Origin of the sequence: Myceligenerans salitolerans (assembly GCF_017349295.1) — a bacterium.
GTDB classification, from domain to species: domain Bacteria; phylum Actinomycetota; class Actinomycetes; order Actinomycetales; family Cellulomonadaceae; genus Myceligenerans; species Myceligenerans salitolerans.
Map to the genome: position 1 here is coordinate 1 of NZ_JAFMPK010000021.1, position 4,041 is coordinate 4,041.

The 4,041-nt window shown below is 67.6% G+C and carries 6 protein-coding genes; all 6 read left to right on the forward strand.

Annotated elements, in window-relative coordinates:
- Nucleotides 1–59: 59 nt before the first annotated feature.
- The 6 genes from J0911_RS03640 to J0911_RS03665 all read left to right on the forward strand — a co-directional run bounded on the left by J0911_RS03640 (nt 60) and on the right by J0911_RS03665 (nt 4,020).
- Nucleotides 60–968 (forward strand): IS5 family transposase, encoded by a 909-nt coding sequence (locus J0911_RS03640; protein WP_307864893.1) that lies wholly within the window; start codon nt 60–62, stop codon nt 966–968.
- 5 nt (nt 969–973) lie between these two features.
- Nucleotides 974–1,297 (forward strand): hypothetical protein, encoded by a 324-nt coding sequence (locus tag J0911_RS03645; protein ID WP_207274113.1) that lies wholly within the window; start codon nt 974–976, stop codon nt 1,295–1,297.
- A 291-nt stretch (nt 1,298–1,588) separates the two neighbouring features.
- Entirely contained in the window at nt 1,589–2,194 is a 606-nt protein-coding gene (locus tag J0911_RS03650; RefSeq protein ID WP_307864892.1) for a GNAT family N-acetyltransferase, read from the forward strand.
- Nucleotides 2,191–2,727 (forward strand): endonuclease V, encoded by a 537-nt coding sequence (locus tag J0911_RS03655; RefSeq protein ID WP_207274114.1) that lies wholly within the window; start codon nt 2,191–2,193, stop codon nt 2,725–2,727. The genes J0911_RS03650 and J0911_RS03655 overlap by 4 nt, the downstream gene beginning before the upstream one ends.
- A gap of 55 nt (nt 2,728–2,782) precedes the next feature.
- The gene (locus J0911_RS03660; RefSeq protein WP_307864893.1) at nt 2,783–3,691 is read left to right on the forward strand and encodes an IS5 family transposase; all 909 of its coding nucleotides are present in this window, start codon (nt 2,783–2,785) and stop codon (nt 3,689–3,691) included.
- A gap of 5 nt (nt 3,692–3,696) precedes the next feature.
- The gene (locus J0911_RS03665) at nt 3,697–4,020 is read left to right on the forward strand and encodes a hypothetical protein (protein ID WP_207274113.1); all 324 of its coding nucleotides are present in this window, start codon (nt 3,697–3,699) and stop codon (nt 4,018–4,020) included.
- Nucleotides 4,021–4,041 lie beyond the last annotated feature (21 nt).

Genomic DNA, 4,041 nt, shown 5'->3' on the forward strand with positions numbered 1-4,041 from the left:
CTAGGCCCTGTTTCGGAAGTGGTGTGTGACCTGCGGGTTCGGCATGCTGCGGGTCCGTGGTGGATGCGGCGGGGCGGCATGATCTGAGCGATGAGGCGTGGGCGGTGGTTGAGCCGCTGCTGCCTGTGGCGTCGTGCGGGCGACCGGCGCGGAACCTGCGTCGGCAGGTCGACGGGATCCGGCACCGGGTCCGGGCGGGGTGTCCGTGGCGGGACGTGCCCGAACGGTATGGGCCGTGGTCGAGCCTGTACCGAGTGTTTCGCCGCTACCAGCGCGAGGGCGTGTGGGACCGGGTGCTGGACGCGTTACGGACGCTGGCCGACGCCTGCGGGCAGGTCTGCTGGGAGGTGTCGATCGACTCCACGATCGCCCGGGCGCATCAACACGCCGCCGGTGCCCGGCGGGACCCTGCAGCGCAGAAGGAGTCGCCTGGGGCCGAGCCTGCCGATCACGGGCTGGGCCGATCGCGGGGCGGGTGGACCACGAAGCTGCATGCCGCCTGTGAGCAGGGGCAGAAGCTCATGGGGATGATCGTGACCGGCGGGCAGCGGGGCGACAGCCCGCAGTTTGGGCCAGTGCTGGACACGATCAGGGTCGCCCGGCCCGGCGGGATCGGTCGTCCGCGGACTCGTCCGGACCGGGTGCGTGGGGACAAGGCGTATGCCTCGGCGGGCAACCGCCGGCTGCTGCGTCGTCGTGGGATCCGCGCGACGATCCCGGAGAAGAAGGACCACCAGGCCAACCGGCTGAAGAAGGGCTCGGCCGGCGGGCGTCCGCCGAAGGTCGACTACGCCGACTACAAGAAGCGCCACGCAGTGGAGTGCATGTTCAACCGCCTCAAACGCCACCGGGCAGTGGCCACGAGGTTCGACAAGCTCCAGGTCCGCTACGAGGCAACCGTGAAGGTCGCCGCGATCGACGACTGGATCGACGCCGTAGTCCGGGCAGGCCAACCACTGGCATCCTGACCTGTGTGAACGACTCACTCCCGTCCTGGCTATCCAACCGGCCGGCCTGCTACGCCGACACCGAGGACGGCGGCTACGTCGAGGACCCCGGACACGTCGAGATCCTGCACATGCTCGCCGACCTGAACACAGGCGACAACACGTTCTTCGTGATCTATCCCGAGGACGAGGATGTCGACTGGTCGATCTCGGTCCACACCCGCCCCGGAGCATTCGGCGGCTACGAGATCGAACACCGCGACGCCGCCACCGGCGAACAGGCCACCACCACCGAGGCCGACCACACCACCATCACCACACACGTCCTGGACTGGATCAGCCACCGCTAGCCACTTCCGAAACAGGTCCTAGGTCGGCCAGGATCGAGGACCGGTGGACCACAACGCCCACCGGCTCGACCGGCACCAGAGCGGTGAGACTTTCCGACGCCCCAACGTCACGTACAACTGCGCTGACAGGGCGGATGGCCTCGCTCTCGCAATGAGGCCATCCGCCCGCCCCCCCTACCCATCGGCGAACAAGCTCACAAAGCCCTTGTGGAGCATGGAGTCCGCTCGGCTGGCAGAACCCCGGCGCGAAACAGCTCAGGCTCCGCGCGGGGCCATGCCACTCTTGGACTCGTGACCTCCAGCATGTCGACTCCCAAAAGCCCTCAGTCCCGCCTCGACGAACTCCAGTGGCCCTTTCGCACCGAGCGGGTCACCATCCGCCGATGCGCGACAAGCGACCTCGGCCCAATGTGGAACTACCGAGGCATCCCCGAGGTCTCGAAGTGGACGTCGTGGCATCCCACCGACCGAGAAGACTGGGACACCTACCAAGGTGACCCTGCCCGCATGGCACGCACCCTGGTCTTCGAGCACGAGAATGCCATTGCGGGCGATCTCATGCTGATGATTCATGATTCCTGGGCGCAGCGCGAAGTGGCCGCTCACGCCCATGGCACACAAGCCGAACTCGGCTGGGCGATTGATCCAGCGTTCGCCGGCAGGGGCCTCGCGACAGAAGCTGTCCGCGAGCTGATTCGGATCGCCTTCGAGGAACTGGGCCTACGACGCGTCACGGCAAGTGCGTTCGCCGAGAACGAGCGCTCGACCAGAGTGATGGAGCGAGTCGGCATGCGACGCGAGGCCTACAACGTCAAGGAGTCCTTCCATCGCGATCTCGGCTGGCTCGACGGCATCGAGTACGCGCTCCTCGCCGAAGAGTGGCGTGTCGCGGGATGACACGATTCGGCGCCGTAGACGTCCACTATGCTCCTGAAGGTGGCGCCCGCGCCGCACTGGTCGTATGCCCGACGGCGACTTATGCCGACGTCGTCGAGGAACGTACCGTCGAGGTGTCCAAGGTCGCGCGATACCGCCCGGGCCACTTCTACGAGCGTGAACTTCCGCCACTACGTGCCTTGCTTTCCGCATCCCAGACCGCGACGCTCGATGTCCTGATCATCGACGGATACGTCACGCTCGACCCCGCCGGTCGCAGCGGCCTCGGTGCACATGTGAGAACCGAGGATCTTGCTTCGATCGTGATCGGTGTCGCGAAGACGCGGTTCCACGCGGCCACCCATGCGGTTGAGGTGATCCGCGGTACCACGTCGAAACGCCCGCTGTACGTTACCTCCGCCGGCATACCATCCGACGCCGCCGCCGACCTCGTGCGGCACATGGCCGGAGACGCCCGCCTGCCCGCAGCCCTACGCAGGGTGGATCGCCTGGCGCGTACTGGTCGACGGGTAACCCGTGGGGCAGGCCACTAGGCCCTGTTTCGGAAGTGGTGTGTGACCTGCGGGTTCGGCATGCTGCGGGTCCGTGGTGGATGCGGCGGGGCGGCATGATCTGAGCGATGAGGCGTGGGCGGTGGTTGAGCCGCTGCTGCCTGTGGCGTCGTGCGGGCGACCGGCGCGGAACCTGCGTCGGCAGGTCGACGGGATCCGGCACCGGGTCCGGGCGGGGTGTCCGTGGCGGGACGTGCCCGAACGGTATGGGCCGTGGTCGAGCCTGTACCGAGTGTTTCGCCGCTACCAGCGCGAGGGCGTGTGGGACCGGGTGCTGGACGCGTTACGGACGCTGGCCGACGCCTGCGGGCAGGTCTGCTGGGAGGTGTCGATCGACTCCACGATCGCCCGGGCGCATCAACACGCCGCCGGTGCCCGGCGGGACCCTGCAGCGCAGAAGGAGTCGCCTGGGGCCGAGCCTGCCGATCACGGGCTGGGCCGATCGCGGGGCGGGTGGACCACGAAGCTGCATGCCGCCTGTGAGCAGGGGCAGAAGCTCATGGGGATGATCGTGACCGGCGGGCAGCGGGGCGACAGCCCGCAGTTTGGGCCAGTGCTGGACACGATCAGGGTCGCCCGGCCCGGCGGGATCGGTCGTCCGCGGACTCGTCCGGACCGGGTGCGTGGGGACAAGGCGTATGCCTCGGCGGGCAACCGCCGGCTGCTGCGTCGTCGTGGGATCCGCGCGACGATCCCGGAGAAGAAGGACCACCAGGCCAACCGGCTGAAGAAGGGCTCGGCCGGCGGGCGTCCGCCGAAGGTCGACTACGCCGACTACAAGAAGCGCCACGCAGTGGAGTGCATGTTCAACCGCCTCAAACGCCACCGGGCAGTGGCCACGAGGTTCGACAAGCTCCAGGTCCGCTACGAGGCAACCGTGAAGGTCGCCGCGATCGACGACTGGATCGACGCCGTAGTCCGGGCAGGCCAACCACTGGCATCCTGACCTGTGTGAACGACTCACTCCCGTCCTGGCTATCCAACCGGCCGGCCTGCTACGCCGACACCGAGGACGGCGGCTACGTCGAGGACCCCGGACACGTCGAGATCCTGCACATGCTCGCCGACCTGAACACAGGCGACAACACGTTCTTCGTGATCTATCCCGAGGACGAGGATGTCGACTGGTCGATCTCGGTCCACACCCGCCCCGGAGCATTCGGCGGCTACGAGATCGAACACCGCGACGCCGCCACCGGCGAACAGGCCACCACCACCGAGGCCGACCACACCACCATCACCACACACGTCCTGGACTGGATCAGCCACCGCTAGCCACTTCCGAAACAGGTCCTA